At 69.0% G+C, this 26,434-nt stretch carries 31 protein-coding genes and 1 tRNA gene; 14 read left to right on the top strand and 18 right to left on the bottom strand.

The annotated features are described in order from the left end of the window. Window positions 1-20: 20 nt before the first annotated feature. Window positions 21-830: a Bax inhibitor-1/YccA family protein gene (locus tag PV646_RS14995; RefSeq protein WP_500342012.1), complete on the bottom strand. Its 810-nt coding sequence runs from the start codon at window positions 828-830 to the stop codon at window positions 21-23. Window positions 831-1,147: 317 nt separating this feature from the next. On the opposite strand from PV646_RS14995, the gene PV646_RS14990 reads away from it, so the two are divergent. The 3 genes from PV646_RS14990 (at window position 1,148) to PV646_RS14980 (ending at window position 4,450) form a co-directional block, all read left to right on the top strand. Then, window positions 1,148-2,536, top strand: coding sequence for an MSCRAMM family protein (locus tag PV646_RS14990; RefSeq protein WP_500342011.1), 1,389 nt, complete (start codon window positions 1,148-1,150; stop codon window positions 2,534-2,536). Next, window positions 2,521-3,231, top strand: coding sequence for a class F sortase (locus PV646_RS14985; RefSeq protein ID WP_500342010.1), 711 nt, complete (start codon window positions 2,521-2,523; stop codon window positions 3,229-3,231). The genes PV646_RS14990 and PV646_RS14985 overlap by 16 nt, the downstream gene beginning before the upstream one ends. A gap of 169 nt (window positions 3,232-3,400) precedes the next feature. After that, window positions 3,401-4,450 (top strand): polysaccharide deacetylase family protein, encoded by a 1,050-nt coding sequence (locus PV646_RS14980; RefSeq protein WP_500342009.1) that lies wholly within the window; start codon window positions 3,401-3,403, stop codon window positions 4,448-4,450. On the opposite strand, the gene PV646_RS14975 is transcribed toward PV646_RS14980, so the two are convergent. Further along, window positions 4,447-5,481 carry a PQQ-dependent sugar dehydrogenase gene (locus tag PV646_RS14975; protein WP_500342008.1) on the bottom strand — a complete coding sequence of 345 codons (1,035 nt, stop codon included), beginning with the start codon at window positions 5,479-5,481 and terminating at the stop codon, window positions 4,447-4,449. The two genes, PV646_RS14980 and PV646_RS14975, sit on opposite strands and share 4 nt — an antisense overlap. Before the next feature lie 287 nt (window positions 5,482-5,768). Here PV646_RS14975 and pqqA point away from each other — a divergent pair, with 287 nt between their 5' ends. The 6 genes from pqqA to PV646_RS14945 all read left to right on the top strand — a co-directional run bounded on the left by pqqA (window position 5,769) and on the right by PV646_RS14945 (window position 10,044). Beyond that, the gene (gene pqqA, locus PV646_RS14970) at window positions 5,769-5,891 is read left to right on the top strand and encodes a pyrroloquinoline quinone precursor peptide PqqA (protein WP_166045134.1); all 123 of its coding nucleotides are present in this window, start codon (window positions 5,769-5,771) and stop codon (window positions 5,889-5,891) included. 78 nt (window positions 5,892-5,969) lie between these two features. Beyond that, on the top strand, window positions 5,970-6,665 hold the full coding sequence (gene pqqC / locus PV646_RS14965; protein ID WP_500342007.1) for a pyrroloquinoline-quinone synthase PqqC: 696 nt from the start codon (window positions 5,970-5,972) through the stop codon (window positions 6,663-6,665). Beyond that, window positions 6,662-6,937 (top strand): pyrroloquinoline quinone biosynthesis peptide chaperone PqqD, encoded by a 276-nt coding sequence (gene pqqD, locus PV646_RS14960; protein WP_500342006.1) that lies wholly within the window; start codon window positions 6,662-6,664, stop codon window positions 6,935-6,937. The genes pqqC and pqqD overlap by 4 nt, the downstream gene beginning before the upstream one ends. Then, window positions 6,930-8,009: a pyrroloquinoline quinone biosynthesis protein PqqE gene (gene pqqE, locus PV646_RS14955; protein WP_500342005.1), complete on the top strand. Its 1,080-nt coding sequence runs from the start codon at window positions 6,930-6,932 to the stop codon at window positions 8,007-8,009. Before pqqD ends, pqqE begins: the two co-directional genes overlap by 8 nt. Beyond that, window positions 8,006-8,881, top strand: coding sequence for a pyrroloquinoline quinone biosynthesis protein PqqB (pqqB, locus tag PV646_RS14950; protein ID WP_500342004.1), 876 nt, complete (start codon window positions 8,006-8,008; stop codon window positions 8,879-8,881). Before pqqE ends, pqqB begins: the two co-directional genes overlap by 4 nt. 14 nt (window positions 8,882-8,895) lie before the next feature. Next, a complete protein-coding gene (locus PV646_RS14945; RefSeq protein WP_500342003.1) occupies window positions 8,896-10,044 on the top strand; it encodes a PucR family transcriptional regulator in 1,149 nt (382 codons plus the stop codon). Here PV646_RS14945 and PV646_RS14940 read toward each other — a convergent pair. Next, a complete protein-coding gene (locus PV646_RS14940) occupies window positions 9,998-10,843 on the bottom strand; it encodes an SGNH/GDSL hydrolase family protein (RefSeq protein ID WP_500342002.1) in 846 nt (281 codons plus the stop codon). The genes PV646_RS14945 and PV646_RS14940 overlap by 47 nt on opposite strands. A 116-nt stretch (window positions 10,844-10,959) precedes the next feature. Here PV646_RS14940 and PV646_RS14935 point away from each other — a divergent pair, with 116 nt between their 5' ends. Continuing rightward, complete coding sequence (locus PV646_RS14935) at window positions 10,960-11,700, top strand: inositol monophosphatase family protein (RefSeq protein WP_500342001.1); 741 nt, start codon at window positions 10,960-10,962, stop codon at window positions 11,698-11,700. Further along, window positions 11,697-12,380, top strand: coding sequence for an SDR family NAD(P)-dependent oxidoreductase (locus PV646_RS14930; RefSeq protein WP_500342000.1), 684 nt, complete (start codon window positions 11,697-11,699; stop codon window positions 12,378-12,380). The genes PV646_RS14935 and PV646_RS14930 overlap by 4 nt, the downstream gene beginning before the upstream one ends. Here PV646_RS14930 and PV646_RS14925 read toward each other — a convergent pair. From PV646_RS14925 to PV646_RS14855, 15 genes are all read right to left on the bottom strand, one after another. Beyond that, the gene (locus PV646_RS14925; protein WP_500341999.1) at window positions 12,325-12,789 is read right to left on the bottom strand and encodes a DUF6346 domain-containing protein; all 465 of its coding nucleotides are present in this window, start codon (window positions 12,787-12,789) and stop codon (window positions 12,325-12,327) included. The two genes, PV646_RS14930 and PV646_RS14925, sit on opposite strands and share 56 nt — an antisense overlap. A 16-nt stretch (window positions 12,790-12,805) precedes the next feature. Further along, the gene (locus tag PV646_RS14920) at window positions 12,806-13,906 is read right to left on the bottom strand and encodes an MrcB family domain-containing protein (RefSeq protein WP_500341998.1); all 1,101 of its coding nucleotides are present in this window, start codon (window positions 13,904-13,906) and stop codon (window positions 12,806-12,808) included. Window positions 13,907-14,042: 136 nt separating this feature from the next. Beyond that, window positions 14,043-15,308: an MFS transporter gene (locus tag PV646_RS14915; protein ID WP_500341997.1), complete on the bottom strand. Its 1,266-nt coding sequence runs from the start codon at window positions 15,306-15,308 to the stop codon at window positions 14,043-14,045. Between the two features lie 61 nt (window positions 15,309-15,369). Then, window positions 15,370-16,008, bottom strand: coding sequence for a hypothetical protein (locus tag PV646_RS14910; RefSeq protein WP_500341996.1), 639 nt, complete (start codon window positions 16,006-16,008; stop codon window positions 15,370-15,372). After that, complete coding sequence (locus tag PV646_RS14905; protein ID WP_500341995.1) at window positions 16,005-16,301, bottom strand: hypothetical protein; 297 nt, start codon at window positions 16,299-16,301, stop codon at window positions 16,005-16,007. The genes PV646_RS14910 and PV646_RS14905 overlap by 4 nt, the downstream gene beginning before the upstream one ends. 299 nt (window positions 16,302-16,600) lie before the next feature. Further along, window positions 16,601-16,677 (bottom strand) — tRNA-Leu (locus PV646_RS14900). 118 nt (window positions 16,678-16,795) lie between these two features. Beyond that, window positions 16,796-17,899: an ATP-grasp domain-containing protein gene (locus PV646_RS14895; RefSeq protein WP_500341994.1), complete on the bottom strand. Its 1,104-nt coding sequence runs from the start codon at window positions 17,897-17,899 to the stop codon at window positions 16,796-16,798. Beyond that, entirely contained in the window at window positions 17,896-18,018 is a 123-nt protein-coding gene (locus tag PV646_RS14890) for a hypothetical protein (RefSeq protein ID WP_256238980.1), read from the bottom strand. Before PV646_RS14890 ends, PV646_RS14895 begins: the two co-directional genes overlap by 4 nt. 211 nt (window positions 18,019-18,229) lie before the next feature. Beyond that, on the bottom strand, window positions 18,230-19,555 hold the full coding sequence (locus PV646_RS14885) for an NAD(P)/FAD-dependent oxidoreductase (protein WP_189158137.1): 1,326 nt from the start codon (window positions 19,553-19,555) through the stop codon (window positions 18,230-18,232). A 142-nt stretch (window positions 19,556-19,697) separates the two neighbouring features. Next, window positions 19,698-20,159: a hypothetical protein gene (locus PV646_RS14880; protein ID WP_500341993.1), complete on the bottom strand. Its 462-nt coding sequence runs from the start codon at window positions 20,157-20,159 to the stop codon at window positions 19,698-19,700. Beyond that, a complete protein-coding gene (locus tag PV646_RS14875) occupies window positions 20,153-21,382 on the bottom strand; it encodes a DUF58 domain-containing protein (protein WP_500341992.1) in 1,230 nt (409 codons plus the stop codon). Before PV646_RS14875 ends, PV646_RS14880 begins: the two co-directional genes overlap by 7 nt. Beyond that, on the bottom strand, window positions 21,379-22,320 hold the full coding sequence (locus PV646_RS14870) for an AAA family ATPase (RefSeq protein WP_500341991.1): 942 nt from the start codon (window positions 22,318-22,320) through the stop codon (window positions 21,379-21,381). Before PV646_RS14870 ends, PV646_RS14875 begins: the two co-directional genes overlap by 4 nt. Continuing rightward, window positions 22,317-22,667, bottom strand: coding sequence for a hypothetical protein (locus PV646_RS14865; protein WP_500341990.1), 351 nt, complete (start codon window positions 22,665-22,667; stop codon window positions 22,317-22,319). Before PV646_RS14865 ends, PV646_RS14870 begins: the two co-directional genes overlap by 4 nt. Further along, on the bottom strand, window positions 22,664-23,260 hold the full coding sequence (locus PV646_RS14860; protein ID WP_500341989.1) for a DUF4129 domain-containing protein: 597 nt from the start codon (window positions 23,258-23,260) through the stop codon (window positions 22,664-22,666). Before PV646_RS14860 ends, PV646_RS14865 begins: the two co-directional genes overlap by 4 nt. 20 nt (window positions 23,261-23,280) lie before the next feature. Further along, complete coding sequence (locus tag PV646_RS14855) at window positions 23,281-24,027, bottom strand: uracil-DNA glycosylase (RefSeq protein ID WP_500342399.1); 747 nt, start codon at window positions 24,025-24,027, stop codon at window positions 23,281-23,283. On the opposite strand from PV646_RS14855, the gene PV646_RS14850 reads away from it, so the two are divergent. Genes PV646_RS14850 through PV646_RS14840 form a run of 3 tightly spaced genes read left to right on the top strand, consistent with a single transcriptional unit; the run spans window position 23,983 to window position 26,428 of the window. Beyond that, complete coding sequence (locus tag PV646_RS14850) at window positions 23,983-25,440, top strand: S10 family peptidase (protein WP_500341988.1); 1,458 nt, start codon at window positions 23,983-23,985, stop codon at window positions 25,438-25,440. The two genes, PV646_RS14855 and PV646_RS14850, sit on opposite strands and share 45 nt — an antisense overlap. Next, window positions 25,437-25,865, top strand: a complete 429-nt coding sequence (locus tag PV646_RS14845; RefSeq protein ID WP_500341987.1) for a GNAT family N-acetyltransferase — start codon at window positions 25,437-25,439, stop codon at window positions 25,863-25,865. The genes PV646_RS14850 and PV646_RS14845 overlap by 4 nt, the downstream gene beginning before the upstream one ends. Then, window positions 25,862-26,428: a chloramphenicol phosphotransferase CPT family protein gene (locus PV646_RS14840; RefSeq protein ID WP_500341986.1), complete on the top strand. Its 567-nt coding sequence runs from the start codon at window positions 25,862-25,864 to the stop codon at window positions 26,426-26,428. Before PV646_RS14845 ends, PV646_RS14840 begins: the two co-directional genes overlap by 4 nt. Window positions 26,429-26,434 lie beyond the last annotated feature (6 nt).

The following is a 26,434-nucleotide window of genomic DNA, read 5'->3' as shown; positions in this document are numbered from 1 at the left end:
CCTCCAGCACACCCGAGGCGTCAGTCCGAGTTGAAGTACGACAGCAGGCGCAGGATCTCGGTGTACAGCCACACCAGGGTGACCGTGAGACCGAACGCGATCTGCCACGCGAACTTGGCCGGCACGCCGGCGCGGATCGCCTGGTCGGCGGCGTCGAAGTCGATCAGGAAGCTGAACGCCGCGAGGCCGATGCAGACGAGGCTGAAGATGATGGCGATCGGACCGCCGGAGCGGATGCCGATGCCGTCACCACCGTTGAAGAAGCTCAGGATGAGGTTGAAGAGCATCAGGACGCCGACGCCGATGATCGCGCCGACGATCCACTTGGTGAACTTCGGCGTGACGCGGATCGCGCCCGTCTTGTAGACCACGAGCATGCCGGCGAAGACGCCGAGCGTGCCGATGATGGCCTGACCGATGATCACGATGCCCTGACCGGGGGTACCGGTCATGCGGTCGACCATGCCGCCGATGATCCCGCTGAACGCGCCGAGGAAGACACCTTCGACGGCGGCGTACGCGAGGACGAGCGGCGGGCTCGGCATGCGCTTGAACATGATGATCAGCGCGAGCACGAGGCCGATGATCGCGGCCGGGAACAGCAGGGCCCACGCCTGCATGAGGTAGGTGATGACGGCGGTCGTGGCCACCAGGGCGAGCGTCATGCCCGTCTTGGTGACGACGTCGTCGATCGTCATGGGCCGCTCGCTGGTCAGCGGCGGCGGGGCCTGCTGGTAGCCGGCCTGTTCTGGCTGGCCGAAGCCTGCGTAGCCTCCGTACCCGCCGCCGGTCGGCAGGTTACGGAAAGCCGGGTTGCTGCTCGAGCGCACCTGGTCCTCCTGTGGCGTTGCTTTACGCCGTCACTGGGTTCAACGAGCACGCTCGGTGCCATGTTCCCCATCGGTAAAGGCGACTTTACCCCCGACGACGATCACACGTGCGCAAATACTGCGCTAACTCCGGAGCGTAGTGAGACCACGGCGTGTCGCGGCGTGTCTTAGCCCATGTGGGTAAGCCCCGTCACATTCCAATCACGTTCACACCCGGAGTAGCGAGAGACTTCCCCCTCGTGGCGGCTTGTCCCCGGTGTGGGGGAACGAGAGGCTCGCACGGGATCAAACCTGGTCAGAGGGGATCAAGATCTAAAATGGGCTGGAAACGTCTGGCCGCCGTGGCGATGGTTTCGGGGCTCGCGCTCCTGACCGTCCCCGCGACGGCGACAGCTGTCGGCGTCAAGGGCATCGGCCACAACGCGTCAGGGCTCCAGCCCAACGCCACACCCGGAAGCGAGTGGCACGGCTCATACATCTGGCAGGACAAGCAGGTGTGGTGCGTGCAGTACGCACTGCCCGCGCCGGACAGCAACGTCGGCTACCAGCCCGGTGACGCGCTGCGCACCAAGGCGGGCAAGGACCTCGCCCCGGACGTCGCGGCGAACATCTCCTACCTGTTGCTGCGCTACTCCACGACCAAGTCGGCGGAGGAGGCCGCGGCCCTCGCGCACCTGTTGCACAGCTGGACGTCGGTGCCCGACGGTGCGGTGCGGCTCGACACCACCGACCCGAAGTTCCTCGCCTACGACGCGGCCTTCTACGCCGCGCGCCTGCCGCAGTCCGTCATGGACACCGTCGCGCGCCTCAAGGCCGACGCCGAGGCGAACCGCGGCCCGTGGAAGCTCACCGCGACCGCGCCGAAGGAACCGCTGATCATCGACACCGAGTCCACCTGGACGCTGTCTCTGGTCAAAGCGAACGACAAGGGCGTCACGAACGCCCCGATCGCCTTCACCCTGACCGACGCGAAGCTGGCCGACGGTGCCACCAGCGGCACGGCCACCACGGGCGCGGACGGCAGCCCGGCCGCCGTCAAGCTCGTCGCCACCGGCCCCAAGCCGTCGATCGCGGCCGTCGCGGACTCCCCCGCGGACAAGCCGGTCGTGCACTTCCCGATCCAGACCGAGAACATGCAGCGCATGGTCACGACCGGTGGCGAGAAGAAGCTGAACGCCGCCGCGAACACCACCGCGAAGACCGCTCCCGGCGCCGTGAAGATCACGAAGATCGACTCGGAGACGAAGAAGTCCATCCCGGGCGTCGCGCTGCGCGTCACGGCCAAGGACCAGACGAAGGCCGCGAAGAAGCAGGACGACACCGATCTGGTCGGCACGGACGGCAAGCCGCTGGTGCTGCAGACCGGTCCCGACGGCACGGTCGAGATCCCGGACCTGCGCACCCCGCAGGAGATCTGCCTCGTCGAGGTGGCCGCTCCCAAGGGTTACGAGGAGTTCTTCGACCCGAAGGCGCCACCGTCGGCGTGCGGCACGCTCGCGGCGGGTCAGACCCTGGCGCTGGAAATGGTGAACAAGCCGAACAAGCCGGTCGTGCCCAGCACGATCCCGGCCGGTGCCGACGGCCAGACGCCGGTCGCGACCGCGTCGTTCGACACGCAGCTCCGTCCCGGACTGATGCTGACGGTGGGTGGCCTGGTGCTGCTCGGTGCGGCGCTGGCAGGCTTCCTGGTGTGGCGCAGGCAGTGAGTCCCAAGGCTTTTCTGACCGGCGCGCTGGTGGCGGGTGTGGCCGCTGCCAGCGTGCTGGTCACCACGTCCGAGACCGAGGTCGTCGCCGGCCGCGCGGTCGCGGACGAGATCCCGGTGGTCGGACCGGGACCGGTGGCGGACAGCCTGAGCACCGGCCGCGGTCCCGACCTCACCGGGTTGATCGGCGGGGCGAACACGGCCAACGCCAGGCCCGTCGAGCCTCCCGTGCAGCAACAGCAGCCCGCGCCGCCCAAGGCCGGTCCGGGTTCCGTGCGGCTGCCCTCCGGCGGCTCGGCGACGTTGGTGCGCAAGGAAGTGAAGGACGGCGTGCTGCCGGTGCCGGACGGCATCGGCGAGGCGACGTGGTGGGGCACCGAGCTCGCGGCCTCCGAGGGCGCGACGGTGCTGGCCGGGCACGTCGACTGGAAGGGCGCGAAGGGCCCGTTCGCGGAGCTGTGGCAGGCGCAGAACGGCCGTGAGGTCGTCATCGCCGACAGCGCGGGCAAGGAGTTCAAGTTCCGCATCAAGCAGATCGAGACCATCCGCAAGGAGGAGCTCCCGGCGCGCGCCGTCGAGTTCTTCGGGCCGCGCGGGCCGCACCGGCTGGTGCTGGTCACCTGCGGCGGTACCTGGATCGGTGGTCAGCAGGGGTACGAAGCGAACAGAGTGGTCATCGCCGAACCCGTTGCGTGACCAATCGCGCACCTCACGCAACCCGTCCGGGTGATGAGTCGTCTCCTAAGGTGTGAAGCGGTGGGGATGGTTGACCACGGGCCTGGCTCTGGGGCTGGTTCTGGCAATGGTGATGACGCTGGGCTCTCAGAAGGATCCAGCGCCCCAGGCCGACTCAGGCCCCCTGCCGATGGCACCGAGACTGCCCGCCCCCAAGGACGCGGGGCCGACGCCGACGGTGCCCGCCCCCTCGCCCGAGCAGATGGCGAAGCAACCGTGGATGCACAAGCTCGCACCCGGTGAGAAGCCTCCGCAGTTCGTGCTCTTCTCGTTCGACGGCGCGGTGTCGAAGAAGCACTGGGACAAGGTCCTGCCGATCGCGAAGGCCAAGAACGCGCACGTCACGGGCCTGTTGTCCGGCGTCTACATGCTGGCGGACCAGGACGGCGGCCAGTACCAGCCGCCCGCGGGCCTCAAGCGCGGCAAGTCCGACATCGACTTCGGCGGCACCCGGCAGGACGTCACGTCGCGCATCGCCTACCTGAACCAGGTGATCGCCGACGGCCACGAGATCGGCACGCACTACAACGGCCACTTCTGCTCGAACGGCTCGCAGCCCTCGGTCGACAAGTGGGACACCGCGGCCTGGAACGCGGAGCTGGCCCAGTTCAAGCAGATCGTCGACAAGTCCCGCGCCGCCGGGCTGAACCTGCCCGCCGACGCCGTCCGAGGTGGACGGACGCCGTGCCTGGAAGGCAAGTGGGACCAGGCCTTCCCCGCGATGGCCGCGCACGGGCTCGTCTACGACACGAGCCAGGTCGCGCTCGGCGTGCAGTGGCCGACCGTCCAGAACGGACTGTACGAGTTCCCGATGCCCGAGGTCCGCGTTCCCGGACTGGGCAAGCAGGTCGTGATGATGGACTTCAACCTCTGGTACTCGCTCAACCAGGCCAAGGAACAGCCGGAGCGCGCGGCCGACTTCGCCCAGATCGTGCTCGGCACCTACAAGTCCGTGCACCAGGCCGCGCTGAACGGCAACCGAGCGCCGATCGTCGTCGGCAACCACTTCAACGAGTGGAACGGCAACGCGTTCTCGACGGCGATGGAGCAGTTCATGGAGTTCGTGTGCGACGAGCCGGAGACGGTGTGCGCCACCTACACCGAGGTGATCCAGTGGATGCAGCTGCAGGATCCGGCGGTGCTCGACCAGCTCCGCCGGATGCCCGCTGCCCGAAACTAGCCGTCGGTGGAGATGATCCGGTCGTCGTTCGCGCCGGGTGAGCCGTTCGCGTCCTGGTTCGACGTGCCCAGCCACAGCGTGCCGTCCGGCGCCGGGGTCACCGCGCGCACGCGGCCGTAACCCGTGAACACCGCCTGCGGGGTGCCGAGCGTCGTGCCGTTCACCGGGATCTTCCAGACGCGCTTGCCGGTGACCGCGCCGACGTACAAAGCGTTCTTGTAGAAGGCGATGCCGGTCGGACCGGCCTGGCTGGTGGACCACGTCTTGACCGGGTTGGTCATGCCCGCGACGCTGCAGTTGCCCTCACACGTCGGCCAGCCGTAGTTCTTGCCGGCCTCGATCCGGTTGACCTCGTCGGTCGAGTTGTTGCCGAACTCCGTGGCGTACGCGGTGTTGCCGATCCACGTGATGCCCTGGACGTTGCGGTGGCCGATCGAGTAGACGACGCTGCCGGCGCGAGGGTTGCCGGCGGCGGGCTTGCCCGCGGCGTCGAAGCGCAGGACCTTGCCGCCCAACGAGTTCCAGTTCTGCGCGGTGCCGGTGTTCTGGCCGTCACCCGTGGTGGCCCACAGGAAGCCGTCCGGACCCCACTCCAGGCCACCGCCGTTGTGGTAGCGGTTCTTGGGGATCCCGGTCACGATCGGCTGCGGCGTACCACCGAGCTGCAGCTTGGCGACGCGGTTGTCGTTCGCCGTCGAGTAGTAGATGAAGACCGAGTTGTCGGTCGCGAAGCTCTTGGACACGGCGAGGCCGAGCAGTCCGCCCTCACCGCCCGTCGTCTGGGCCTGTTCCACCGTGTCCAGGTCGGTCACGGTCGTGCCCTTGATCTTCTTGATCTTCCGGGTGTCCCGCTCCGTGAAGATGCCGCTGCCGTCCGGCAGGAACTCGATGTCCCACGGGATGTCGAGCTTCGTGGCGAGTGTCCGTTCGGCCAGGACGGAGGGGTCGTCCTGCGCCGAGGCCGGGATGACGCAGAGGGACGCGGCCATGGCAGTGCAGGCTGCTGCCGCTGCGATACGACGAGCACGCATGTGCTCTCCTTCGGGTCCGCTCGTGGTTGTCTGCGACGGCGGAGTTGCAGGGAGTGTTTACGCAATCACAGATCGCAGCACCCCGCAACAGTGGTCGGAGGTCCCGGTATTCCCGGGTTTCTCCTGGGCGAAACGAGACACCAACCGTCCGATGACTTTCGGGAACTTCGTGGACGGTCTAGACCTCGGTGGCCAGGAAGACATACCGTGTGGGTCGCCGCCGCACCCCACGGAAAGCGCTTGCCAGCCCGTTCGGGCAGGCAGGCCCGATGCCCGAGGAGTTGCGCATGAACGTTGCCGTCACCACGACCGAGACCAAGCTTCCCGAGGTCAAGCGCGAGTGGGTCAAGCCCGACTTCCGCGACTTCGAGACGCCGATGGAGGTCACCGCCTACGCGGCTCGCAGCTGACGTCAGGCACCACGCCGGGGTTCCTGGCAGGCTGCCGGGAACCCCGGCCCCGCGCGCGTTCCGGAGGAGTTCTCGCCCATGACTGCCGTTGCCCCCGCGGAGTTCGTCGCCGAGCTCCGCGCCCTCGCGCCCCGGTACTGGGACACCCACCCGTTCCACCTGCGCATGCACGCCGGACAGCTGAACAAGCACGAGTTGCAGGCGTGGGCCGCGAACCGCTGGTACTACCAGCGTTGCATCGCGCAGAAGGACGCCGCGATCCTCTCCAACTGCCCGTCGCCGGAAATCCGCCGCCAGTGGCGTGACCGGATCGTCTGGCACGACGGCACGCGGCCGGGCGAGGGCGGTGCGGAGAACTGGATCCGGCTCGCGGAGGCCGTGGGGCTGACGCGGGAGGAGGTGCTCGACGAACGTCACGTGCTGCCCGGCACGCGCTTCGCCGTCGACGCCTACGTGAACTTCGCGCGCACCAAGCCGTGGGTCGAGGCGATCGCGTCCGGGCTCACCGAGATGTTCTCGGGTGCGTTGATGCGCAAGCGTTTGACGGCGTTGCGGGAGCAGTACCCGTGGATCGCCGAGGAGGGCTTCGCCTACTTCACGAACCGCATCGAGGCCGTCGCCGGCGAGGGACGGGCCACTGTGGACATCGTGGTGGAGCACTCCCTGACTCGCGAACAGCAACTGGCCGCTGTCGACGCGCTGTCGTTCAAGTGCGACGTGCTGCGGGCCGTGCTGGACGCCGTCGACTACTACTCGGGCAAGGGAAAACCGTGACCGTGGTCGCGCTGGGCGCCGTGCCGCGGATCCGGCGCGGGGTGAAGTGCACCTACGACCAGATCCGGTCCGCCCACGTGGTGCTGTTCCCCGAGGGCGTGCTGGTGCTGAACGACACCGCCGCTTCTGTTGTGGCGCTGTGCGACGGCGTTCGGTCCGTCGGCGACATCGCCGTAGAGCTGGCCGACTCCTACGACGGCGTCGAGCCTTCCGACGTGGCCGAACTGGTGGCCCGCATGGTCGAACGAAGGGTGGTGGACGTCGATGGCTGAGGCTCCCTTCGGCCTGCTGGCCGAGCTGACGCACCGGTGCCCGTTGCAGTGCGGTTACTGCTCGAACCCGCTGGAACTGGTCCGCCGCGACGCCGAGCTGTCGACCGAGGACTGGCGGCGCGTGTTCGACCAGGCCCGATCGCTGGGCTGCCTGCAGATCCACCTGTCCGGCGGTGAACCGTTGCTGCGGCCGGATCTGCCCTCGCTGGTGGAGCACGCGAACAGCCTGGGGTGCTACGTCAACCTGGTCACGTCCGGAGTCGGCCTCTCACGCGAGCGGCTGCACTCGCTGGCTTCCCTGGGCGTCGACCACGTGCAGCTCTCGTTGCAGGACGCGACCCGTGCGGGGAACGACCGGATCGCGGGCATCAAGGCGTTCGACCGCAAGGTGGAGGCTGCTGCTTTCGTGCTCGACGAGGGCCTGCCACTGACCGTGAACACGGTGCTGCACCGGCAGAACCTCGACAACATCGCGGGCATCATCGCGATGGCCGAGCAGATGGGCGCCGAACGCCTGGAGCTCGCGAACACCCAGTACTACGGCTGGGCGCTGCGCAACCGCGCGGTGCTGCTGCCGACCCGGGAGCAGCTCGCCGTCGCCGATCCGATCGTGGCCGCCGCGCAGGAACGTCTGCGCGGACGCATGGAGATCGTCTACGTCATCGCGGACTACCACGAGGCCCACCCGAAACCCTGCATGTACGGGTGGGGAGCGCGGCAGCTGACGGTGGCACCGAACGGCGACGTGCTCCCCTGCCCCGCCGCCACGGTGATCAGCTCTTTGGAGATCGAGAACGTGCGCGACTCGTCGTTGCACGACATCTGGCACCACTCGCCGTCGTTCAACGCCTTCCGCGGCTTCGAGTGGATGCGGGACCCGTGCCGGTCCTGCCCGCGCAAGGAGATCGACTTCGGCGGGTGCCGCTGCCAGGCGTTCCAGCTGACGGGCGACGCCGCGGCGACCGACCCCGTCTGCTCCCTGTCCCCCAAGCGGTCCACTGTGGACCTGATCCTGGAGACCGAGATGGCACCGGCCGAGGTGCCCGTGATGGCGATGAGGAAGATGCGGTGAAGGCGGTTCTGCTCGGCACGACGGCGGGTGGCGGGTTCCCGCAGTGGAACTGCGCCTGTTCGCTCTGCGTGCGCGCCCGGTCCGGCTCGTTGCCCTCACGGTCGCAGGACTGCCTGGCGGTCAGCGGCAACGGCACCGACTGGTGGCTGGTCAACGCCTCGCCGGACATCCGGACGCAGATCGCCGCCTGTTCGTTGCTGAACCCAGGTCCTGGCGCGCGGGAGACGCCGTTGCGCGGTGCGTTGTTCACGGACGCCGAACTCGACCACACGCTGGGGCTGCTGACGTTGCGTGGCGGCGCGGGCCTGACGGTGTGGGCGCCGGGCACGGTCCTGCACGCGTTGAAGGACCAGTTCGACCTGCGCACCGTGATCGACGACTACGCGCCGGTGGCGTGGCGCCAGGTCGACGGCCCGTTCTCGCTGGACGGTCTGGAGGTCTCGGCGATCCCGATCAGCGGCAAGCGCCCGAAGTACGCCCGCTCGTCCACTGTGGACGGCCACTGGGTGGTCGCGTACCGGTTCCACGACCCTGTCACCGGTGGTGTGCTGGTCTACGCGCCCTGCCTGGCCTCGTGGCCCGACGGGTTCGACGAGGTGGTGGCCGAGGCGGACTGCCTGCTGCTGGACGGCACGTTCTACGCGGCCTCGGAGATGGGGTCGGCGACCGGCAGCGCGTCCGGGCAGGCCGCCATGGGCCACCTGCCGATCACGGCCTCGCTGCCCGAACTGCGGCGGTTCCCGTCCGTGCGGCGGATCTACACCCATCTCAACAACACCAATCCGGTGCTCGACCCGTCGTCGCCGGAGTCGGAGAAGCTGCGCGAGGCCGGCGTCGAGGTTCCGCTCGACGGGACTGTGATCGAGCTTTAGGTCAGAATCGGCGGATGTCCTACGTGATCGGCGGACGGCCGCTGGCGGCACGGCTCGTCGCGGAGATGCCGTCGTTCGTGCGGCAGGTGATCGCGGCACTGGTGGAACGCGTGCCCGCGTACTCCCAACTGCCCGCGGAGGAGCTGGCCGGCGACATCTACCGCGTCACAGAGCACGCCTTGCGCGCGTTCGCCGAGGTGCTGGCCTCCGGTTCGCTGCCCTCGGCCGAGGAGCTGCGGTTCCTGCGCGAGTCGGCGGCGCGGCGGGCCGAGGAGGGCGTGCCGATCGACGTGGTGCTCACGGCGTACCACGTGGGCATCCAGGTCGTGTGGGAGACGCTGGTGCCCGAGGCGCGGCCGGAGGAGGTGCGGGACGTGCTGGCGCTCAACGCGTTGGCGCTGCGGTACCTGCAGCTCGTGACGCCCGTGGTGAGCGCCGGGTACCTCGACGAGCGCCAGACGATGTTCGACGACGACCGCTCCGCGCGGGCCACGCTGCTGACCGGCCTGCTCGCCGGAACCGTTGAGGCGCAAGGACCTTTCGTGGTGCTGGCGCTGGACGTACCGCCGCACCCCGACGAACTGCTGCCCGGCGTCGACGCGGCGATCGCGTCCCGGCGCAAGCTCCGCCGGCTGCGGGCCGAACTGGAGCGGCACAGCCGGGAGCCGGTGCTGTCGTCGCTCACGCCCGAAGGCGGCCTCGCGTTGCTGCCTGGCGAGGACCTGCCGCTGGAACGGATCGTGGCGGACGTGACGAGGGCGTCCGGGGTGACACCGACCGTGGCGGCGGTCGCGGCCCCACCCTCCGGGGTCGCGGCCGCCGCCGTGCTGGCACGCGAGGTGCTGGCCGTCGCTCTGCGATCAGGGCCGGGCCTGTACCGGCTGACCGATGTCCTGCTGGAGTACCAGCTCTCCCGGCCCAGTGCGGCGCTCGGGCCGTTGGCGGAGATCGTCGCGCCGCTGACCGACGAACTGGTGCAGACGCTCGAGGTCTACCTGCGCCGGGGCTCCCGCAGGCCGGCCGCCACGGAACTGCACGTGCACCCGAACACCGTGGACTACCGGCTGCGCCGCGTCGCCGAACTGACCGGCCTGGACCCGACGCGGATCGAGCACGTCACGCTTTTGACGGCTGCGCTTGCTGCGCGGCGCGCGCGACCGTAGCCCCGAAAGCCGCCATGCCCTGGGCGTTGGGGTGCAGCGGCGCCGCGATCGTCGTCGGGATCAGCCCTTCGAGATACCGCTCGGACGGCTTGGCGCACGTGTCGTGCCCGACGCTGACGGCCGCGAGATCCACGTAGGTCGCCCCGCGCTTCTCCGCCTCCTGCTTGGCCGTGGCGCTGAGCAGGTTCACCGAACCCTGCAGGTAGTCGGCGTCGCGCGCCCAGATGGGCTGAACCGGGTAGCAGCCGCCGGGACGGATGTAGGTGCCGTAACCGGTGACGAGGATCTTCGCGTGCGGCGCCCGGCGCTTGACCTCGTCGAGGGCCTTCCCGAACTCCGGCGCCCACTTGCCGATGGCTGCGGCGACCTGGTCACCGCCGCTCGTCAGCCGGTCCTCGCAGGACAGCCCGATGGGCTCGGGCAGCAGGTTGATGCAGCCCAGCGCGGTCTGCACGAGGCCGACGTCGTTACCGCCGATGGTGATCGACACGAGGTCCGTCGTGGACTTCAGCGCGTCGTACTGCGGCTTCACGAACCCGAACTGCCGTTGCGCGAAGTCCGTCGTCTTGGCCCCGGAACAGCTGACGTCGGTCAGCGTCGCGTTGAGGATCTTCGCCGCGACCTGCGGGTAGTTGTTGTTGCTGCTCCGCAGGCACCACAGCGCCGGGTCCTGGTTCGGAATCAGCGGTCCGGCCGCCGCCGAGTCCCCCAATGCCACGTAGTCGAGCGTGTCCGCCTGCGCGGTGCTTGTTCCGGCGACCAACATCGCCACGACAGCCAACCCGGCCACGATTCGCATCCGATCCTCCAACGTCGTTGTCAGGTCAGCTCATCGTGGTGGCTCAGGTCACTGTCGCGGGTAGGACATAACCCAGAGTCATCCGGTCGTGTTTGTGACCGATCACAATGGGCCGCGTGACTCCTCGTGATCTCCTCTCGCTGGCGGTGTCGTCCTGCGTGGACGCCGCGTCGTTGCTGCGCTCCGTCCAGGTCGAGGTCGCTGCGAAAGGCACGTTCGACCAGGTCAGCAACGCCGACGTCGAACTGGAGACGTTCCTGCGGTCCGCCCTGGTCTCCGGTGCGCCGGGCTCGGCGGTGGTCGGCGAGGAGCTCGGGAGTTCGTCGGCCCCCGTCACCTGGTTCGTCGACCCGATCGACGGCACCAGGAACTTCGTGCGCGGGCTGCCGCTGTCGTGCATCTCGGTCGCCGCCGCGGTGGACGGGGTACTGGTCGCGGGCTGCGTGCTCGACCCGTTCCGCGACGAACTGTTCACGGCTGCTTCGGGCGTGCCGTTCAGCGTTCGGTCGACCGGTCTGGTCGTCCCTCCGGGGGCGAGTCCACGGCCGTTGGTGCTGACCGACATCCCGCTCCCCGGCAGCCCGTACACCGGTGAGATGGACCTGCTGGGCTCGTTGCTGGCCGTGGCCGACGTCCGTCGTATCTACTCGACGGCCCTCTCGCTCGCCTGGGTGGCGGCCGGCCGTGCGGACGCGGCGGCGAACATCGGCGTGTTCCCCTGGGACACAGCGGCGGGCGCGGTGCTCGTGCGCTCAGCCGGTGGCAGGTTCGTCGAAGTGGCCGCGAATGCCTTCGTCGCGGGCCGGGGTGAGATCGTCGACTGGTTGGTTACTCGCGTGGAGGGCATCGTCTCGTGATCGATCTCAACGGCAAGGTCGTCCTGGTCACCGGAAGCCACGGCACCATCGGCGCCGGCATCGTCCGCCGGTTCAGCGCCGCGGGTGCTCGAATCGTGAGCCACAGCGGCACGGACGACGGCGACCTGCGCACGTCGGCCAAGCGCGTGGTCGACGACGCCTTCGCCCGTCACGGCCGCCTCGACGCGGTCGTCAACAGCGCGGGTGTCCAACCGGTGGAACCGTTGCCGGACATGACATCCGCGCAATGGCAGTCCGTGATGGACACCAACCTGATGGCACCTTTCGCCGTGACCCAGGCCGCCGCGGAGTTGCTACCGGCCGGTGGCTCGGTCACGCACATCGCGTCGATCGAGGGCACCCACCCGGCGCCGGGCCACGCCCACTACGCCGCCTCGAAGGCGGGCCTGATCATGCACGCCCGCGCCGCCGCGCTGGAGTACGGCCCGCGCGGCATCCGCGTGAACACGGTCTCGCCCGGCCTCATCGCCCGTCACGGCATCGAAGAGCAGTGGCCTTCCGGCGTGGCACGGTGGCAGGCGGCAGCGCCGTTGGGCCGGCTGGGCACGCCGGAGGACGTCGGTGACGCCTGCGTGTTCCTCGCCTCGGACCTGGCCCGGTGGATCACAGGGCACGATCTCGTGGTCGACGGAGGGGTGACAGCCCGGCCGACCTGGTGACCCAAATGGACACGTAGAGCCAGACGATGACGAACGACAGGAGCAAGACCCAGCCCCACCACGCGTAGGGCCGTTCCGGGGTCAGCTCACCACGCACGAACTCGCGCACCGCCAGCGGTTGGCCGATGAGGTGCGGTTCGAGAAACCCGCGCACCGTGGCGATCGTGGCGCTGCTGTTGTTCCTGTTCTCCACCCTGGCCCGGCACTCGTGCACAAAACCGAAGCCGCGCAACGTGATCGGCCCGTGCTGCTGGCACGAGAGTGCGATGACGACGAGATCGGCCCGGTCGACGTTCTCGGCGTCCGGCTTGTCCCAGAAGTGGGTGAAGATCGTCGCGCCCAGCAGGTAGCCGAGCGCGGGCATGATCAGGAAGGCGAAGACGCGGTGCAGGACCCCCGGAACAACCACGGGGCCAACGTTAGCGTCACTCGCCGACGACGTACCGGTAGGACATCGGCGTCAGGTTCGGCACCAGGACCTGCCACGGGTGAACGACCCGCAGCTCGCCACCCGAAGCCGTCGGCGGCGTGACCGAGTGGTCGAGCACGATGCGGCTGACCACCACCAGCATGGTGTGCGGGTACTCGCGCAGGTGGAGGTCGACCTCGTTCTTCGTCAGGATGATCTCGGACGCGTCCGTCCACTTCGTCGTGGTGCCCTTGACCTCGACGAACAGGTGCTCCTCACCGCGCCGGGCATCGAGGTCGTAGGACTTGGTGGCACCGACGTCCTTGACCGAGTACCCCTGCGCCACGAGGTGCTGCGTCGCGAGGTCGACAGCACGCCGTTCGATCGCGATCCGCTCCCCGGCGTCCAGCCGAAGCCCTTGCCCGCGGCGGGCCTTCCCCGCCGAGCGCTCGGCCTCGACCTCCGCGTCGACGATCTCGGGGGCCGGGTCGCCAGGAGGAAGATCGACGACCGCGAGCTCGTACAACTCGCTGAGGACGGAGCAGAGGAAGACCAGATCGGCGGCGAGCACGTCGTCAGAAGGCAAGTCCTCCAACGAATACTCGAACGCGACGACGTTCCCGTCCTCGTACGCACGCCCCAGGTTCGACTTGCGCGCCCCGAGCTCGATCTTCTCGACCAGATCCGCGCGCACCGACAAACTCGCCGCCAACGCGGCCCGCGCCCACCCCGAGCGCTGCCAGAGGTCCTGACGAGGCCGAGGCTGGAACTCCCCGTTCCGCCACAGCGTCGCCCCCTGCATCAACGACAGGTAGACCCGATCACCCCGAGCCCCGAACAGGTAGACGACGTACCAGCCCAGCGTCGCGGACGGCGACAGACTGGCCGAGTGCACGCGAGCCCAGGGAATCTCGGACTTGAGCCCAGCACCGTCACTGCCCTCGGCGGCCCAGTCGTCGATCTCGTCCGGCACCGCCTGCGCGACGGCGGGCAACTGCGCCCGCAACCAGTTCGCCACGTCACGCCGAACGAGCCGGCCGCGCTTCTCCATCTCGGGCGTGTTCTTGGAGTGCCACGCGGGCTGCAGCAGCAGGACGTCACGAAGAAGCTCACGCATGGGGAGCGGGCCACCACCCTCACGACGGCCTGCGGCCGACTGTTGACGCGATCAGTGATCTCAAGATCGCATGGAGCCCCTCCACGCGTTACTCGACCAGGCGCAGTCGCACAGGCAGAGCGCTCCAACGCTGTGATCACGAACAGGTGTTCTCAGCTACCACGGGCTCGCTCCCGACGCGTTCGCGGAAGACGACGACCACCATCGCCAGTGTCGCCGGAACGATCAGGGCCGCGGCGATGAAGAGGGTGTTCCTCGGTCCCGCCAGCGCGATCACCGGGCCGGCTGACAGGTAGCCGACGGTGTTCGCGATGATCAAAGTAGTGCCGGCCGCCGAGTAGACACGGCCCTTGTAGGCCTCCGGGGTGCGTTTCTGCACCAAGGCCATGAGGGTGACGTTCTGAACGGCCGCGCAACCGCCACCGGTGATCCACGCGACCGCGTTGACGACGGGATGGGGGAACAGAGCTGTCACCGCGAACGCCGCCGCCATCACGCCGGTGCCGATGAGGTACGCGCGCAGCAACGCGTCGATGCCCTTGAGCCGCCTGGTCACCACGGCACCCGCCAGGACGCCGATGCCCCAGCACGTGACCACGAAGCCGTAGAACACCTCGTTCTGCCGCATCACCTCGGTGACGAGGAAGATCTCGTTCGCCAGGGCGATCGTCATCGCCGTCATCGTCACGACGTGGGCCGCCAGCCGGACGGTCAGCACCCTGTCCCGGCCCAGTTGCGCGAGCCCGGCGAGCGAGCGGCGCGACGTGCCCGGGAAACGGTCGTGCACCCGAGGGTCGCGGTCGGTGCGGATGCGCGAGATGAGGAAGGCCTGCAGCAAGGACGCCACGGCGTCGATCGCCAGCGCGACCTCGAGACCCGGTCCTGCGGCCACCACCCCACCGAGCAGCGTTCCGGCCATGGCGCCTGCTGTGCGGGCGGTGCTGAGCCACGAGAACCCGCGCACACCGTCGTCCTCGGAATTGATCCTCGCGACGAGCACGGAGGTGCACGTCGTGGCCATCGCGCCGAGCATTCCCATGATCGCCAGGCCGGCGATGATCGCGGCGGGCACCGAGGCGACCGCGACCAGCGCGGACAACGTCACTGCCTGCGCGACCAGGATGAACACGTACAGCGACCGGTTGCGGTAGCGGTCTACGAGCCAGCCCCCGACGGGGGTACCGAGAACGCCGCCGACCGTGCCTGCCGCGAACATGGTGGCAACGGCACCCGGACCGGAGTCGTACAGCCGGACGGTGAGACCGACGAGGGTGAGCATCGAACTCGCGTTGGAAAGTCCAGCACCGACCGCCAGCAGGGCGAGGTCGTGCCTGCCGGGAGGCTGCGGCGACGCCGCGCCGGTGGACTCAGCCTCGGCGGCCGGCTCGCTCGCCTCATGCATCCGCACCCTCCGCCACGGCAGCGTCTTCATCCTCAGACACGTCACAGACACTCGCCGCACGCTAACGCGTCCGGCGAGCCGCGACCGGCCTCCACCGCGCCACGACGACCAGCAGCGCGATCAGCCCCAGGACGAGGAGCACCGCCCAGCGCAGCCTCGACTCCTCGTAGGCGGGCGCACCCGGTGACACGTAGAACGCGACGGGATCCGGCAACAACGCAGGCACCACGCTCAGCACGAGCAACGCGGGGGCCGCGAGCGTGCTGCCACGTCCCCCGCGACGTGCGCCGGCGAAAACGGCGCACGCCCACGTCCAGGCCAGGAGTGCGTACGGCTCCACCACGAGGCCTGCCCGCGGGAAGGCGGCCGCACTGGTCACGGTCATCGGCGCGAGCAACAGCAGCACCGCCCAGCACGCCGTGACCGGCACCAGGGTCAGGGCCATGCGGACCGCCCTGACGTACCTGGCGGAGTAGGGCAGCACCTCGGTCAACGGCTGGGCGGGATCGTCCAGCACGAACGCCGTGCCGATCAGCATCGCCACCATCGCGAGGTGCAGCGTGAGCGTCGCGTCCAGGAAGTCCAGCTCGGCGCCGAACACGATCGGCACCAGCAGGACCAGCACGCTCAGTGCCGCGCTGCACGCGAGCGGGCCGGTCCTGCTGGTGCGAACGATGGTCGCGAGGACATCCGCGTTCACCCGCAGATCCCGATGCCGGGCGCGGCGGGTCCTGGTTCCGACCTCCCGAGCAGCTTCGCGGCACGGGAGACGTCGGTGCCCGGCGCCGTCAGCTCGTTCCAGTTCGCCTTCACCGCGGCCCGCACGGTCGCCGGGTCGCTCGCGAGCAGCGTCCTGGCGAGGGCCGCCTCCCGTGGGCCGACGATCACCCCGGCGTAGGAGTTGAGCGAGGTCAGGGAGACCACGCCACCGCCACCGGAGCGGTGCGAGTCGATCGTGGCCAGTGCCTTGGCGGTTTCCGGGGTGACGAACACCACAGCGATTGGTACAGCAGTACCAACCAGGCCGACAACCGAGGACATCGCGCCGCTCGGCGCCCTTCCGCACCTGGTCACGGATCTGAGCAAGGCACCTGACCTGCTGCTACGACAACTGTTCAAGATCACCCAGCTCGGCGTCCGCCTGAACGATGACCATGATCAACTTCTGATTACTCTCCGGCTCCCCCAGCGCATCTTTCGGAGGTAGCCGATACGGCCGAACGGATCGCCGAAGCGGTGACCGTGAAGCCTGAAACGCCTGATCAGGCACCGAATCCTTATGCGGATCTAGTTGGTGCCCCCGACGGGATTCGAACCCGTACTGTGATCCTTTTAAGGGACCTGCCTCTACCGATTGGGCTACGGGGGCGCGGTGAGCCTAGGCCTTGATCGTCGGCTTGTGTGAGCGGATGGTCGTTTCTCGCCCGAGCGGCCCAGCGAATTGGACTAGAGCGAGCATCCGGGTAAGCGTCGAACGGACCCGAACATCAGCGTGCCCTCCCTGCTCCGAGCAGCTCCTTGAAGCGCATCGCCACCCAGTCGTGCACGGCAGTGGAGACGCTCGCGTCATCTGCCCTGTGCTCGAACCAGCGCCAGTCGCAGTTGACGTTGATCTCCAGGAACACGTGGTCTCCACCGGTGACGAGCAGGTCGAACGCCGCCACCTGCACGCGCCAGTGGCGGGCCAGTGCCAGCAACTTGTCCGAGAGGGACGACGGGACCGAGGTCGGCGTGACGCGGACGGCGTCGGGGTCCACCCAGAGTTGCGCCGGGTCCAGCTTGTCGACCTGGTAGGCGATGCACTGCTCGCCCACCACGAACACGCGCAGTTCCGTGTCCGAGGGGACGTACTCCTGGACGATCACCGGCGCGGGTTCTGGGGCGTCCGAGGCGCGGGAGGTTTCCAGGGGGCGCGGGAACAGGCCGTGTTGCACGCCTGGGCGTGGCTCGAGCAGGTGACGGCCCGCCGTTTTGACGATGCAGGCGCCGCCGCCTGGGCGCGTGCGGCCTGGACGGGTCGTCACTGCCGTGCGGGGCACACGCAAGCCGAAGGAAGACGCGTCGGAAAGCTGCGTGAGACGGTCCAGGTGCGTTGAGAAGCGGGACGGGTTCACGTGAGCCCAGTCGGCTCGGGAGGACAGCCAGTTGGCCACTGAGGCCCACTGGTCGACGGCGTAGGCGCCGGCGAGGGTGCCTGGCTCCACCGGGACCGCGGAGAGTTCGAAGTGGCGGCGCCACACGAGCAACGGGCGCAGGAGCCAGCGGTCCAGTTCGATCAACGGCTGGTCGGTGTAGACCGAGAGAGGGAGATCCACGCAGCGGTCGGCATCTATGCGGGCCATGCGGATGCCGCGTTCTGCCAGGGCGATGGAGAGTTCGTTCATCTCCATGTCGGCGGCGCGGGCCAGCACGAGCACGCAGGGCTGCGGGTTGCCGTCGCCCTCGTCGACCATGCCGAGGCGGTGGACCTGCTCCTGGAAGTCGAGGCACTTGGGCGGCGAGCGGAAGAGGTATTCCTGGCCCTGGAGCAGTAGTGGTCTGGCAGCCTCGGACGGGGCCCTTGGCACCCGCCCGTCAGCCGACCTGCTCAATCGTCCTTCTTGCTGCGGAAAACTTGCCCCGCCTGCGCGTACTCTGCGGCGTACTGCGCCAACGCGGGGTCCTCGATCTCGCCGCGACGAAGCTGTGCGGCCAGCTCCTCGAGAGACATCGGGTTCACCTCTCTCCCCACATGGCGAATCACGCATTCAGGTGATGCACCAGCCGTAGTCTCCGAAACACGTAACGCAATGTCAAGACGACGCCCGGAGCTTACTCCGATTGGGCGCTCAAGTTCCGCCCCGAGAGCAACGAGATGCCCCGAACGAGGAGCTCGTCCGGGGCATTGCGTCACTACAGAGCGTTAAACCGTCACCACGCGGTCAGGACTGAACTGCCCGGTCGAAGTCCGACTTCGGGTCGTTGATCTGCCCCAGGGCCACGATCTCGCGGCCGTAGAACAGCGCCTGCGTCCAGTCCATCAGCACGCGGAGCTTGCGGTTCACGGTCGGCATGAACGCCACGTGGTAGCTGCGGTGCATGAACCACGCCGGCAGGCCCTTGAAGCGCAGGCCGAACACGTCCGCCACGCCCTTGTAGAGGCCGAGGCCCGCGACCGAGCCGAGGTACTTGTGGAAGTAGTCCTTCGGCTTCTGGCCACGCATCTGCGCGACGATGTTCTTCGACAGCAGCTTCGACTGACGGATGGCGTGCTGCGCGTTCGGCACGCACGTCGCCGTCGGGTCCTCCTCGGTGCGCGAGAGGTCCGGCACCGCGGAGCAGTCACCAGCGGCCCACACGCCTTCGAGGCCCTGGACCTGCATGGCGGCGGTGCACCGGACGCGGCCGCGCTCGTCGAGCGGGAGGTCCGTGTTGCGCAGCACCGGGTTCGCCTTCATGCCGGCGGTCCAGATGATCGTGTCCGAGTCGAACTCGGTGCCGTCGTCGAGGATGACGTGGCCGCCCTCGAGCGACTTCACGCGGGTGTCGAGGTAGATCTTCATGCCGCGCTTCTCGAGCGCCTCGACCGTCCACGCGCCGAGCTTGGCGGAGACCTCGGGCATGATCCGGCCGGCGGCCTCGACCAGGACCCAGTTCATCTCCTCGGGCTTGATGCCCTCGTAGTACTTGAGCGCATACCGCGTCATGTCCTCGAGCTCGGCGAGCGTCTCGATGCCCGCGAAGCCACCACCGATGACGACGAAGCTGAGCAGCTTCTTGCGCAGGTCCGCGTTGTTCGTGCTCGCGGCCTGGTCCAGGCGCGACAGCACGTGGTTGCGGACGTAGATCGCCTCGCCGATCGTCTTCATGCCGATGCCGACCTCGGCCAGGCCGGGGATCGGAAGCGTGCGTGAGATCGCACCCAGCGCGGAGACGAGCACGTCGTACTCGATCTCCTCGACGTGGCCGTCCGACAGTTCGGCGGTCACGATCTTGCGCGCGTGCTCGATCTTGGTGACGCGGCCGGTGACGACGTGGCAGCGCTTGAGCACCTTGCGCAAAGGAGCGACGACGTGGCGCGGCTCGATCGAGCCGGCCGCCGCCTCAGGCAGGAAGGGCTGGTAGGTCATGTGCGGCTGCGGGTCGATTACCGTCACGGACGCCTCACCGGAACGCAGTTTCTTCTGCAGTCCGAGAGCCGTGTACATCCCGACGTATCCACCACCGACGATGACAATCCGAGTGGGGTGCGACTTCACAGCAGCCATACACACATGGTCGCACCAGGACCCCCTTTTTCGCGCGTCCGAAGGGGCCGTTGTGACTGGCGTCGCGCGGTGATGCCCGACACGATCGCGGCTGACCTGCGCCTCCACCGGAAGTCGAGGTGTTCTGCCTGAGAGTCTCGATTCAGATCCTCAGCGCAACGACCCCGATCACGACCGTCAGAGCCCCCAGTCCGAGCACCTCCACGAGGCCTATGCCGGTACCCGATGGGACGAACGCCGCGAAGGCGGTCACCACAAATGTGATCACTTGGACAATGGCGAACCGGCGTGCTGGTGCTTTCAGCGCAACGGGCTCGATTCTCGTTTTCACCGGAACGACCGCCGCGAGCGCGGACGTCACGTGAATGAGGTGCAACGCCGGAATCATGATCAGCACTCCGAGTCGCAACGGGTGCCCGTCGGCGAACGCCATCGCCAGCGCCGCGTAGCCGATCAGCAACGCCGCCCCCGCGCTTCCCGGCATCAGCACGGTCAACGCCGTCAGTGCCGTCACGACCAGCAACGGCACGATCGACGACGACTCCAGGTGCAGGACCAGGGCCACGGGCAACGCCGCGAGCACGATCGCCAGCCGCATCAGCATTCGCGTGTCACCGCCACCCCGTGCTCGGCCATGCGCCGCAGCCGCAGCCGGTGCTCCGCGGCGATCATCTCGGTCGCGACCTCACCCCACGGCGTCTCGTCGTCGGGCTTCAACGGCGTCGGCAGCGTGTTGATCGCCAGCACGACGTGCCCGTGCTTGCGCGTCTGCACGGCCAGCTCCGCCACGTCGTCGTCGAGGAACGGCGACAGCAGCACGACCACGCTCCCGTGCGGCAGCTTGCGCAACGCCACCCGTGACGACCATCCGGCGGCCTGCACGCACACGACGAGCTGCGTGCGGATCCGCAGCAGGTGCCGCCGTCCGACGCCGGAACGCACGTTGAGCTGCGGGCGGGACAGGTCCATCAACGCCACCCGGTCGCCCTGCCGCAGGTATCCGGCTGCCATCGACGCCGCCCGCCGCACCGCGCGGTCCAGGCTGCCGCCGGGCCGCGTCGTCGCCCCGTAGTGCGGAGAGGCCCAGTCCGCCACGTCCGCACCGACGTCGGCGCGCGTGTCCAGGGCCAGCACGATCTCCGCGTCGGCCTCGGCGTGCCGTTCGCGGACGTGCACGGTGCCGGTGCGCGTCGTGACGCGCCAGTCGATGCGCTTGAGCCGGTCCCCCGGCTGGAACGCCCTGATGTCGCGCAGCTCGGTCGAGTCGCCGGGACGCGGCGAGCGGTGGATGCCGACCAGGCCGGCGGGCCGGGGCGGCAGCGGTCCGGACGGGTGGTGCTCGACCGGCGGCAGGATCGTGCGGACGTGCTCGACGCCGACGATCGGCCCGTAGACGTGCATGCCGTCCGGCCCGGCGAACAGGTGGTCCAGCCGCAGGTCGACGCCCGGCCCCCAGGCGTCACGCCGGATCTCCACGGGGAGGTCGGGCGAGTGCGCCGGCACCGCCCGAGCGCCACCGGGCAGCTTGACCACGGCGATCTCGGCGTCCGCGCCGTCGACGTGCGCGACGGTGTGCGCGACCCCCATACCCGCCCCGCGCGGCACGGGACGGACGCTGACCGCGGGCTTGCCGCGGGGTTTGTCGGTCAGCAGCACGGACAGGATCAGCGGCACGCCGAACAGCACCAACTCGACCTGGTGCAGGAACATCCCGCCGACGACGAGCCCGACGCCCAGCCAGACGGCACGCGAGTACGCGTCCGTCGGGTGCCAGTGCGCGCCGTGCGACTGGGCGAAGGCCTCCCTGATCTTGTCCGCTCTGCTCATGAGCTGGGCGGGCCCGGGACCTTGCCGAGCAGCTCGGTGACGACCTGCACGCCGCTCACACCGGACGTCCACGTCTCGGGCTTCATCACGAGCCGGTGCGCCAGCACGGCGACGGCGCACTCCTTGACGTCCTCGGGTGTCACGTACGCGCGATCGTCCAAAGTGGCCAGTGCCCGCGCGACGAGCACGAGACCCTGCGCCCCACGCGGTGACGCACCGACCTCGACGGACGGGTGGTTGCGCGTGGCGACGGCCAGATCGACGCAGTACCGCAGGAGATCGTCGTCCACTGTGGACTTCTCCAGCTCGGCCTGCAGCTCGGCGAGCCGTCCGGCCGCGAGCACCGGCGCGACCTCGGCCTCCTCCCGCTGCCGCACGAGCCGCCGTCTCAGGACCTCGACCTCCTCCTCGGCGGGCGGGTACCCGATGTCGAGCCGCACCAGGAACCGGTCGAGCTGCGCCTCGGGCAACGGGTAGGTGCCCTCGTACTCGACGGGGTTCGAGGTCGCCAGCACGTGGAACGGCCTGGGCAGCGGGAACGTGCGCCCTTCGACCGTGACCTGCCGCTCCTGCATGGCCTCCAGCAACGCGGACTGCGTCTTCGGCGGCGTGCGGTTGATCTCGTCCGCGAGCAGCAGCCCGGTGAACACGGGTCCCTGGTGGAACTCGAACTCACGGCTGCCGGGGTCGTAGAGGAACGACCCGGTGACGTCCGCGGGCAGCAGGTCCGGCGTGCACTGCAGGCGGCGGAACTCGAGGCTCAACGCCTGCGCGAGCGACCGCGCGATCAGCGTCTTGCCCAGCCCCGGCACGTCCTCCAGCAGCACGTGCCCGCCCGCCAGCACGGCCGCGAGCGCGAGCCGCACGGTCCGCGTGCGCCCGACGACGACCTTGCCGATCTCGTCGAGGACGGCCTCGGCCTCCAGCGAAATGGTCACTCGACCCTCCTGAGCCTTTCCGCGAGTTCCTTCGGATCCGGCATCTCGGACGCCTCGATCCCCAGTCGTGCGAGCCGGCCGCGGAACCGTTCCCGGTAGCGCTGCGGGTCCTTCGCCGCCTCGTCCAGCCTGCTCGCGAGCGTGCCGGCGAGCGCGCTGCTGATCGAACCGGGCGGCGGCGGTGCCGAACTCCAGACGATGTCCGTCGCCCGCGGCAACCTCGTGACCAGCACGCCGAACGCGGTCGGCGGCACGGCCAGCGCCGCGGCCCACGCGGGTGAGGCCCCGAGCCACCAGATCACGACGCCGATGATCACCCCGACCACCAGTGCCAGCACGGTTCTCATGCGAGCTCCCGGACGATGCGACTCAGTTCCTGCTGCGCCTGTTCCGCTTGTGCCGCGGTCACGTCCTCGTGCCCGTACCGCGCGCGCCGGTAGAGGTCCTTCAACACCACGGCGTCCACCCCGAGCTTCTCGGTGAACTCGGTGGGCGTCTGGTGGGGCAGGCGTTCCTCCGCGGCCTCGAGCGCGAGCCAGGCGGCGATCACGGCGTCGCGCGGCGGCCGGTTCGGGTGCTCGGTGAACTCCTGCAACGCCTTCTCGACCCGCGCCACGACCGTCGGCTCCCCCGCCTCGCCCTCCTCGATCTCCACCCCGCGCACACCACGACGGCGCCAGCGGGGCAGTTCGAACGCGAGGACGATCCCGATCAGTCCGAACAGGACGAGCCCGGCGAGCAGCACGAGGTACACCGTGAGCGGCACGGCGAACAGGTCAGGCAGCTCGGTCGGCAACGGCACGTCCACCTGCGGCGCGCTGTCCTGCGGCGGCGGGCGGTCGTCGAGGCGGTTCACGAACGTGACGGGCGACGTGCCACTGGCCGCGACGACGACGATCAGCAACGCCGCCACCGCCACCCCTGCCCGCCACCACTTCATGGCGAGCAGCCTGACACGCGTCAGAGCGTTTCGGATGATCCTTTGGTCGGTTGCTGCTCGAACGGAACGTCCTGGCCAGAGGCGCGCCTCAGCACGTCCTGCAGCATCTCCTGGGTCAGCCGTCCGGTGTACGTGTTGTGCGGCGACACGTGATAGCACCCGAACACCCGCACCCCTCCCGCCGAGAGCTCCACCCCGTGCCCGAACCGGGGAGGCCGGTCGACCCCCAGCAGCGGCAGGAACGCCTTCCACCCGAACCCGCCGAGCACCACCACGGACCGCAACCGGGGCATCAACCCCATCTCCTCCCGCAGGAACGGCGAGCACCGGTCCCGTTCCGCCGCGGTCGGCTTGTTCTCGGGCGGTGCGCACCGCACGGGCGAGGCCATGCGCACGCCGTAGAGCTCGAGACCGTCGTCCACGGACACCGAAGTGGGTTGCGAAGCCATCCCCACCTCGTACAACGCGCGGAACAGGAAGTCGCCGGACGGGTCACCGGTGAACATCCGCCCCGTCCGGTTGCCGCCGTGCGCGGCGGGTGCGAGGCCCACGATGAGCAGCGACGCGTCGAGAGGACCGAAGCCCGGGACCGGTTTGCCCCAGTAGTCCTGATCCCTGAACGCCGCGCGCTTCTCGGTAGCGGCGAGTTCGCGCCACGCGACGAGGCGTGGGCACGCTCGGCAGGCCGTTATTCGATCGTCGAGTTCCGTAGTGTTGCTCCCATGTCCGAGGAGAAGACCGAAGAGAAGCCCGAGTCTCCCGCTGATGATCTGGTCACCACCCAGCACAGCATCACCGTCAAGGGCCGCGAGCTGAACTACACCGCCACCACCGGGCGGATCGTGCTCAAGGAAGAAGTGCTCAAGGACGGCGTGTTCGAGGGCCACAAGCCCAAGGCAGAGGTGTTCGTGACCACCTACACGCTCGACGGCGCCGACCCGTTGAAGCGGCCCGTCACGTTCGCGTTCAACGGTGGGCCGGGTTCTGCGAGCGTGTGGCTGCACATGGGGCTCCTCGGACCCCGCCGGGTGCTCAGCGGCGACGTCGGCAACCTCACCGCCCCGCCGTACGGGATCGCGGACAACGAGGAGAGCCTGCTCGCCGAGAGCGACCTCGTGTTCATCGACCCGGTGTCGACCGGCTTCTCCCGGGCCGCGCAGGGTGAGAAGCCCGGCAGCTACCACGGTTACCAGCCCGACATCGAGTCCATCGCCGAGATCATCCGGCTCTGGACCTCGCGCAACGGCCGCTGGATGTCCCCGAAGTTCCTCTGCGGCGAGTCGTACGGCACGCTCCGCGCGGCCGGTCTCGCCGAACACCTGCAGAAGAAGTACGGCATGTACCTCAACGGGCTCATGCTGATCTCGAGCGTCCTCGACTTCGCGACGCTGGAGTTCAACGAGGGCCACGACCTCGCCTACACGCTCTTCCTGCCGACGTACGCGGCCATCGCGAACTACCACGGCCTGCACGGCGACCGTCCGCTGAAGGAGGTGCTCGCCGAGGCCGAGGAGTTCGCGGTCCGCGACTACCCCTACGCCCTCGCGCGCGGCAACCGGCTCACCGACGTCGAACGCGCTGCGGCGATCGAGAAGCTCGCGCGGTTGACCGGCCTGTCCGAGGAGTACGTGGACGCGGTCGACCTGCGCGTCGAGCACATCCGGTTCTTCACCGAACTGCTGCGCCGCGACCGCAAGACCGTCGGCCGCATCGACGCCCGCTTCACCGGCTGGGACACGGACTACGGCCGTGAGGGCATCTCCGCGGACCCGTCCATCGACGCGATCCTCGGCCCGTACTCCGCGGTGCTCAACCACTACCTGCACGCCGAACTCGGCTACTCGAGCGACCTGCCGTACGAGGTCCTCTCGCGGGTCATCGAGAACTGGTCGTACAAGGAGTTCGAGGGCCGCCACGTCACGACGGCGGGCAAGCTCTCGGCGGCGATGCGGGCGAACCCGCACCTCAAGGTCCACGTCGCGTTCGGCTGGTTCGACGGCGCCACGCCGTACTTCGCGGCCGAGCACCTCATCGCGCACCTGCAGATCCCGAAGGAGCTCACGGCGAACATCGAGTCGGCCTACTACCCGGCCGGCCACATGATGTACGTCCACGAGCCCAGCAGGGTCCAGCAGTCCGAGGACCTGGCGGCGTTCGTGCGGAACTCCTCCGGCACGTGATCCTCGACCTGTCCGACGACGCCGTCCTGCGCGAACTCTGGACGGTGCAACGACTGGCGTATGCCGTCGAGGCCGAACTCATCGGCTTCGACGGCATCCCGCCGCTGCACGAGTCCCAGGCCGAACTGCGCGCCTGCGGCGAGACCTTCCTCGGGATCCACGACGAGGAGGGTCTGGCCGGCGCGGTGTCCTACCGGCTCGACGGATCCACTGTGGACATCCATCGGCTGGTCGTGCACCCGCGGGCTCATCGCCGTGGCATCGCGACGAAACTCCTCGACGCGCTGCCGGACGGGCCGCAGGTCGTCAGCACGGGAACGAAGAACGAACCCGCGCTGAAGCTGTACCGCGGGCGTGGGTTCGTCGAGACCGGCACCCGCGAGGTCGCTCCCGGCGTCACGCTCACCGAACTCGCCCGGCAGTGATCATCTTCCTCAACGGGACGTCCAGCTCCGGCAAGTCGAGCATCGCCGCGGAGCTCTTGAAGGAGCTGGACACCCCGTTCTTCCACCTGAGCGTCGACGCCTTCGGAGCCATGCGCGCCGTCGAACGGACGTGGGAGCTCGACGGCCCCGCCCAGCAGGAGGTCCTGCGGCGCACGAGGGCCGGCTTCCACCGCGCGGTGGCGGGCATGGCGCAGGCGGGCAACGACGTCGTGGTCGACCACGTGCTGAGCGAACCGTGGCGCCTGCAGGACTGCCTCGACGTCTTCCAAGGCCTGGACGTCGTGCTCGTGGGCGTGCATTGCCCTCTGGAAGAGCTGGAGCGGCGCGAACGGGCACGGGGTGACCGGACGCCAGGTGCCGCGGCGAAACAGCTTCAGAGCGTCCACCGGCACGGGCTCTACGACTTCGAGGTCGACACCAGCGTCGACACCCCTCGCGGATGTGCGAAAGCCATCAAGCAGTTCGTCGGCCGGCCGCCGGCGACAAGGGCCTTCGACGAGTTGAGGGGCCGCGCCCGCAGGCACGACCCCTCATCCACGTAGAACCGG

The organism is Streptomyces sp. ID05-26A, assembly GCF_033794685.1.
Lineage (GTDB): Bacteria > Actinomycetota > Actinomycetes > Mycobacteriales > Pseudonocardiaceae > Lentzea.
This window is presented reverse-complemented; position numbering and strand designations above follow the sequence as displayed.

Bases quoted from the DNA above. Each gene is read 5' to 3' on its own strand.
- PV646_RS14850 (WP_500341988.1), top strand. From the start codon at position 23,983: ATGTCCGAGGAGAAGACCGAAGAGAAGCCCGAGTCTCCCGCTGATGAT.
- pqqE (WP_500342005.1), top strand. From the start codon at position 6,930: ATGGCTGAGGCTCCCTTCGGCCTGCTGGCCGAGCTGACGCACCGGTGC.
- PV646_RS14980 (WP_500342009.1), top strand. From the start codon at position 3,401: ATGGCACCGAGACTGCCCGCCCCCAAGGACGCGGGGCCGACGCCGACG.
- PV646_RS14990 (WP_500342011.1), top strand. From the start codon at position 1,148: ATGGGCTGGAAACGTCTGGCCGCCGTGGCGATGGTTTCGGGGCTCGCG.
- PV646_RS14875 (WP_500341992.1), bottom strand. From the start codon at position 21,382: ATGAGCAGAGCGGACAAGATCAGGGAGGCCTTCGCCCAGTCGCACGGC.
- PV646_RS14860 (WP_500341989.1), bottom strand. From the start codon at position 23,260: ATGAAGTGGTGGCGGGCAGGGGTGGCGGTGGCGGCGTTGCTGATCGTC.
- PV646_RS14940 (WP_500342002.1), bottom strand. From the start codon at position 10,843: ATGCGAATCGTGGCCGGGTTGGCTGTCGTGGCGATGTTGGTCGCCGGA.
- PV646_RS14885 (WP_189158137.1), bottom strand. From the start codon at position 19,555: ATGGCTGCTGTGAAGTCGCACCCCACTCGGATTGTCATCGTCGGTGGT.
- PV646_RS14915 (WP_500341997.1), bottom strand. From the start codon at position 15,308: ATGCATGAGGCGAGCGAGCCGGCCGCCGAGGCTGAGTCCACCGGCGCG.
- pqqC (WP_500342007.1), top strand. From the start codon at position 5,970: ATGACTGCCGTTGCCCCCGCGGAGTTCGTCGCCGAGCTCCGCGCCCTC.
- PV646_RS14975 (WP_500342008.1), bottom strand. From the start codon at position 5,481: ATGCGTGCTCGTCGTATCGCAGCGGCAGCAGCCTGCACTGCCATGGCC.
- PV646_RS14865 (WP_500341990.1), bottom strand. From the start codon at position 22,667: ATGAGAACCGTGCTGGCACTGGTGGTCGGGGTGATCATCGGCGTCGTG.
- PV646_RS14880 (WP_500341993.1), bottom strand. From the start codon at position 20,159: ATGCTGATGCGGCTGGCGATCGTGCTCGCGGCGTTGCCCGTGGCCCTG.
- PV646_RS14920 (WP_500341998.1), bottom strand. From the start codon at position 13,906: ATGCGTGAGCTTCTTCGTGACGTCCTGCTGCTGCAGCCCGCGTGGCAC.
- pqqA (WP_166045134.1), top strand. From the start codon at position 5,769: ATGAACGTTGCCGTCACCACGACCGAGACCAAGCTTCCCGAGGTCAAG.
- PV646_RS14890 (WP_256238980.1), bottom strand. From the start codon at position 18,018: ATGTCTCTCGAGGAGCTGGCCGCACAGCTTCGTCGCGGCGAGATCGAG.
- PV646_RS14945 (WP_500342003.1), top strand. From the start codon at position 8,896: ATGTCCTACGTGATCGGCGGACGGCCGCTGGCGGCACGGCTCGTCGCG.